The following is a 3279-nucleotide window of genomic DNA, read 5'->3' as shown; positions in this document are numbered from 1 at the left end:
CCTCGAGGCGGAACGTCCCGTCGGTGTGGCCCTCCGGGTCGTGCACGCGCAGCGTCAACGCCCCGTCGCCGGCCCATCCGCGCGCCTCCAGCAGCGTCGGCACGTCCAGCGGACGCAGCCACACGCCGTCGTGGCGCTGGGCGCGCAGCTTGCGCGCGTCGGTCACCCACCACGCCAGCGGGTTGTCCACCGGCGCGTACCACATCTGGATGGTGGCCACCATGTCGACGGAGAGCAGGTAGCGCCAGAGCGTGGCGGCCGCCTCGGCGTCCACGGCGAGGAAGTCGATGACCTGGAGCAGGTTTCGGGGCGTGGTCTCCGGCGCCCAGTCCGAGGTGATGCGGTACGACACGAAGCCCCGGTCACCCACCGCCACGCACGCCCGGGGCGCCCCGCCGCCGCCGATGGCCAGCATCTGCTCCAGGCGGGGGTTCGCCGGGTCCATCGCCAGCCGGTCCCAGTAGCAGGACGGCGGGATCACCTCGCCCGGCGTCCGGACCGCCTGCCGCTCGTACACCGACTGGGCCAGATCCCGGGCCTCCTTGCCGGAGACCCGCCGCACCGGCAGGTCGCCGTCCGGCGCGTCGTCGCGCCAGCCCACCCCCCGTACGTCGATGTTGAGGCTGTTGTACCAGGTGGCCGGGCCGTAGCCGAAGCGCCAGTAGATGGGCCACTCGGACACGCCCCCGGCGGCGATCGGCTTGCCCTCCTCGACGGCCCGCTCGTGCAGCCGGTGCAGGGTGGCCTTCATCAGCCCCTTGCGTCGCATCGTGGGGTGGCAGGAACCGCCGGTGCAGGCGGCGAGCGGCACCGTCCGGCCGCCCGGCAGCACCAGGTCACGGTGCAGCGAGGCGTTCGTCGCCACGTAACCGGCGTCGTCGGTGATGGCGATGGCGCGGTGCGGCGGGTGGGTACGCCGGTAGAAGTCCACCACCTCCGGGTCGTCACCGGGCGGCGAGGCGAACGCGCCGAGCCAGCTGTCGAGCCATTCGCCGTACCGTTCCTCGGTCACCTCGACCAGGCGCATTCCGGCGGGAAGGTCAGCGGTCATCAGAGGGTCCCTTCGGTGGGGTCGGTCAGTTGCCGGAGGTGGCGGGTACGGCTCCCGCGGCCAGGTCCGCCAGCGGCGTCTCGGGGTCGGCGATCCCGGCGCGCAGCACGTGGGTGAAGTCGGCCAGCATGGCGTCCATCGAGGACTGCGCGAACCGGTCGACGCTGCTGTTCACCGCGAAGATCAGCTCGTTGGTCGGGCTCAGCTCGGCGGTCCACAGGATCGCGTCGTCGGGGATGTCAGGGCCGACGGGCTGGGAGACGCGCCGCTGGGCGGCCGTGCAGCCGACCCCACCGGTGCCCTGCTCGCGCAGCACGAACGGGTTCGGTGACATCTGGAAGCCGGGGCGGGCCCGCTCGGCGATCCGGTCGCCCTCCTCCAGCGCGGCGACCTCGGCGGCCACCTCGGTGGCCAGCCGGACGAAGGGCACCTCGTGCGCGAACGCCGACATGCAGCTCTCCCGGACCCGCTCGACCACCTCGCGGAAGGTCCGGCAGCCGGTCAGGTCGGTGCGCAGCGGGAACAGGTTGACGAAGTAGCCGACCGTGTCGGCCATCCACCGGCGTCGCCGCCCCGGTCCGGAGGTGAGGGTCCAGATCACCCCGTCGGTGATCCCGGTGCGGGCCAGCAGGTGCACCCGGTAGGCGGCGAACAGCACCATGAACGGCGAGCACCGCAGGGACCGGGCGAACTCCAGGGTCGCCGTGCCCAGGTCCGCGCCGAGCGCGAACCGGTCGCACCGGGTTCCCGCCGGGGCGCCCTCGGCCGGCGGCCGGTCGGTCGGCAGGGTCACCGGACGGGCGTCGCGCAGGCGCTCCCGCCAGTACTGGAAGGAGGCGGCGGCGGACGCCTCGTCGGAACCGGCCTGCTGCCGGGCGACGTACTCCCGGAACTGGTGCACCTCGCGCAGGTCGGGCTGCCGGCCCTCGCGGCGCGCCGCGTACAGCTCGACGATGTCCCGCATGACCAGGCCGAGCGACCAGACGTCCACGACCGGCAGGTGGGCCACCAGCACGACGATCCAGTCGTCGTCGGCCAGCCGGCCCACGTGGATCCAGAAGGCCGGCACCTGCTCCATGTCGAAGGTCTGCCCCTCGATCTCGTTGAGGAACGCCTCGGCCCGCTCCTGTCGCGGGCTCCCGCCGTCGGGCAGGTCCCGGACCACCAGCGTCGGCGAGCTGGGCGGCCGGACCTGCTGACGCCAGCCGTCCTCGTCGTGCAGCAGCACCGTGCGTAGCGCCTCGTGCCGGACGACCACGTCGTCGAGGGCCGCGGTGAACGCGGCCAGGTCGAGGTCACCGGTCAGTCGCCACCCGCCGCTGGAGATGGGACGCGGGCCGAAGGCGCCGGCGGAGCCGTCGTTCAGGTGTTGCAGGCGGAGGAACTCCTGCTCCAGCGAGAGCGGGAACGGGGTGTCGGGCGTCATCGGTCTCTTCCTCTCCGGGTGCGGCACACCCTGACGTCAGGCGGCGGGCTCGAGGGTCACGACGACCTGACGGATGAACGTGTCGAGGTCCGGGTCGTCGAAGAGTTGGTCGACCCCGACGGAGGTGATGCCGAGCTCGTCCTCGAGCCAGGCGATGATCAGCAGCGCGGTGATCGACTGCCCGCCCAGTTCGAAGAAGGTGGCGTGCTCCGCGCCCGAGGGCACGTCGAGCGCCTCCCGCCAGATGGCGGTGATCTGTTCCTCCACCGAGGGAATGTCGGTGCCGGGCGCGGAAGCGCCGCCCGGCGCGGGGTGCGTGCCCATGGCTCACCTTTCTGCTGGAGCGGGCGTCCGCGCCGCCACGGCGCCGGACCCGCCCGCCGGCAGGTCCACAGACCGATCGTGGCATCGCCCGTCCGGGTGCTTCACCTCCTGAAGTGCCCCGTGTGCCCGTTCGCTGCGCACCTTCGGAGAAGCCCTGGCCGAAGCCGCGTCGATATCGTCGGATTGCTTGCCGGCTTTCGCGATTCGCTTGCCAGGCAATGGATTTCCGGACGGATCAGGTCGTCGCACCGCCCTGTGCCGGCGGTGGCGGTCGGCCACGTCACCCCGGGGCCGATCCCCGACTCACCGGCACTGCGCCCACCGGATCGGCGCTGCGTCGCCCGTGCCGCCAGGCCGGACCTTCCTGGAGGAGTAGATGGCTGGTCATCGGAAGTACCACGAACGGACGATCGCGCCGGTCGAGGATCCACTGGCCGCGGCGTGTGTCGTTCCTGGGCGTCGGCGTCACCCCGCCGAC

The 3279-nt window shown here is 72.6% G+C and carries 3 protein-coding genes; all 3 read right to left on the bottom strand.

Annotation, left to right across the window (positions count from 1 at the left end):
• Nucleotides 1-1051 (bottom strand): GNAT family N-acetyltransferase (locus AB0B91_RS64690; protein ID WP_358342927.1); only part of this gene is annotated, 1051 nt, incomplete at its 3' end.
• A gap of 25 nt (nt 1052-1076) precedes the next feature.
• Nucleotides 1077-2477: a condensation domain-containing protein gene (locus AB0B91_RS64685; protein WP_089002966.1), complete on the bottom strand. Its 1401-nt coding sequence runs from the start codon at nt 2475-2477 to the stop codon at nt 1077-1079.
• A 36-nt stretch (nt 2478-2513) separates the two neighbouring features.
• Entirely contained in the window at nt 2514-2801 is a 288-nt protein-coding gene (locus AB0B91_RS64680; RefSeq protein ID WP_089002967.1) for a phosphopantetheine-binding protein, read from the bottom strand.
• Nucleotides 2802-3279 lie beyond the last annotated feature (478 nt).

Source organism: Nonomuraea sp. NPDC049141, assembly GCF_040648415.1.
Taxonomy (GTDB): domain Bacteria; phylum Actinomycetota; class Actinomycetes; order Streptosporangiales; family Streptosporangiaceae; genus Nonomuraea.
This window is presented reverse-complemented; position numbering and strand designations above follow the sequence as displayed.